The sequence below is a fragment of the Rugamonas apoptosis genome (assembly GCF_014042355.1).
Classification (GTDB): domain Bacteria; phylum Pseudomonadota; class Gammaproteobacteria; order Burkholderiales; family Burkholderiaceae_D; genus Rugamonas; species Rugamonas apoptosis.
Genome location: NZ_JACEZU010000092.1, coordinates 1 through 210, shown reverse-complemented (window position 1 = coordinate 210; position 210 = coordinate 1). Strand labels below are relative to the sequence as shown.

1 protein-coding gene is annotated in these 210 nt (G+C 67.1%); it reads left to right on the top strand.

Translation table 11 applies throughout. The features are described from left to right. Positions 1-210: Ig-like domain-containing protein (locus H3H39_RS27580; RefSeq protein WP_182157720.1), on the top strand; the 210-nt coding region annotated here is incomplete at both ends.

Genomic DNA, 210 nt, shown 5'->3' with positions numbered 1-210 from the left:
ACACTGGCCATCAGCGGCGCCGAAACCGGCGCCACCCTCAGCTACAGCACCGACGGCGGAACCACCTGGAATAGCAGCTTCAACGCCGTCGAAGGCGGCAACAACGTCATCGTGCGCGCCACCGACGTGGCCGGCAACACCCACGATGCCGCAGCCTTCGCCTTCACCCTCGACACCACGATCGCAACTGCGGGCGTGGCCCTGACCACG